The organism is Geodermatophilus sp. SYSU D00710 (genome assembly GCF_054050195.1).
The window spans coordinates 1-1,809 of record NZ_JBJGYX010000122.1; the positions used below are offsets into that span (position 1 = coordinate 1).

The 1,809-nt window shown below is 77.3% G+C and carries 3 protein-coding genes; 1 reads left to right on the forward strand and 2 read right to left on the reverse strand.

Annotated elements, in window-relative coordinates; all coding sequences use genetic code 11:
• Positions 1-105: 105 nt before the first annotated feature.
• Complete coding sequence (gene hisN, locus ACI78U_RS24865; RefSeq protein WP_456878122.1) at positions 106-909, reverse strand: histidinol-phosphatase; 804 nt, start codon at positions 907-909, stop codon at positions 106-108.
• A 22-nt stretch (positions 910-931) separates the two neighbouring features.
• The gene (locus ACI78U_RS24870; protein WP_456878123.1) at positions 932-1,108 is read right to left on the reverse strand and encodes a DUF2795 domain-containing protein; all 177 of its coding nucleotides are present in this window, start codon (positions 1,106-1,108) and stop codon (positions 932-934) included.
• Positions 1,109-1,161: 53 nt separating this feature from the next.
• Between ACI78U_RS24870 and ACI78U_RS24875 the strand changes: the two genes are divergently transcribed.
• Positions 1,162-1,704 (forward strand): DUF2087 domain-containing protein, encoded by a 543-nt coding sequence (locus tag ACI78U_RS24875; protein ID WP_456878124.1) that lies wholly within the window; start codon positions 1,162-1,164, stop codon positions 1,702-1,704.
• The last annotated feature ends 105 nt before the right edge of the window (positions 1,705-1,809 follow it).

Genomic DNA, 1,809 nt, shown 5'->3' on the forward strand with positions numbered 1-1,809 from the left:
CGTGTCGCCCGCCCCCCCCCCCCCCCCCCCCCCCGCCCCCCCCCCCCCCCCCCCCGCCCCCCCCCCCCGCCCCCCCCCCCCCCCCCCCCCCCCCCCCCCCGGCTCCTACGCCGGGTCGGGCAGCCGCAGGTGCGCCAGCGCGGCGTCGTGCAGCGCGCCGTTGGTGGCCAGCGCGCTGCCGCCGGCCGGTCCGGGGACGCCGGACAGGTCGGTGAACCGGCCGCCGGCCTCGCGGACGATGACGTCGAGGGCGGCGAGGTCCCACAGCGACACCTCCGGCTCGCAGGCGACGTCGACCGCGCCCTCGGCCAGCAGCACGTAGCTCCAGAAGTCGCCGTAGGCGCGGGTCCGCCACACCGACCGGGTGAGGTCGAGGAAGCCGTCCAGCAGGCCACGCTCCTCCCAGCCCGACAGGCTGGAGAACGACAGGCTCGCGTCGCCGAGCTCGGACACCCCCGACACCCGGCAGCGGGTGGCCGACTCCAGCCGCCGGCCGGTCCAGGCGCCGACGTCCTTCGCCGCCCACCAGCGGCGGTTGAGCGCCGGTGCCGACACCAGGCCGACCACCGGCTCGTCGCCGTCGAACAGCGCGATGAGCGTCGCCCAGACCGGCACGCCGCGGACGAAGTTCTTCGTACCGTCGATGGGGTCGAGCACCCAGCGCCGCGGCCCGTGCCCGGTGACGCCGAACTCCTCGCCCAGGACGGCGTCGCGGGTGCGGGCCCGGGACAGGGTGATCCGCAGTTGCTCCTCGACGGCGCGGTCGGCGTCGGTGACCGGCGTCAGGTCGGGCTTGGTCTCGACGGCGAGGTCGAGCGCCCGGAAGCGGTCCATGCTCAGCGAGTCCGCCTGGTCGGCGAGCACGTGCGCGAGGTGCATGTCCCCCGTGTAGTCCCGGCCCGGTGTCATGGGCACCGAACCTAGCGGGGCGTCAGTCGAAGACCGCGGCGCTCACGCCGCTGGGCCCCTCGTACTCCCGGTCGTCGATCTTCTGCAGCGCCTCGAGGACGTCCTTGTCGCCGCCCTTGGCGTGCTCGAGGATCTGGTCCTTCGTGGCCGGGTAGTCCATGCCCTTGAGGGCCTTCTGGATGTCGATGGGGCTCACCATGCCGGTCGGCCTACCCCCGCCCCCGTGCTCCGATGCGCGGATACCGTCGCCGGGTGCACGCGTCGACGATCGTGGGGCTGCTGGCCGACCCCACCCGGCTGAAGGTGGTGGCCGCGCTCGCCCTGGGGGCCGGGACGATCGAGGAGGTCGCGGCCGCCGCGGGCCTGCCCCTCAAGGACGTCGCGCTGGCCGCCCGCCGGATGGCCCGGGCGGGGCTGGTGCGCCGCGACGGGCACGCGCTGGAGCTGCTGACCGATCGTTTCGGTGCCGCGGCGCGGGCCGCGGCCGAGTCGGCGCCGCCGCCGGAGCCGCTGTCGGACGACCCGGCCGAGTCCGCCGTGCTCGCCTCGTTCATCCGGGACGGGCGGCTGACGACCATCCCCGCGCAGCGGAGCAAGCGCCGGGTGGTGCTCGAGCACGTGGCGCGGGTGTTCGACGTCGGCGTGCGCTACCCCGAGCGCGAGGTCAACGCGCTGCTGGCCGTCTGGCACCCTGACACCGCGGCCCTGCGCCGCTACCTGGTCGACGAGGAGCTGCTCTCCCGCGAGGCGGGGCTGTACTGGCGGACCGGCGGCCCGGTCGACGTCGACGGGTAGTCCTCCCGCCGGCAGTGGGGGGGGGGGGGGGGGGGGGGGGGGGGGGGGGGGGGGGGGGGGGGGGGGGCGGGGGGGGGGCCGGGGCGGCGCCCCGGGGCCTGGCGC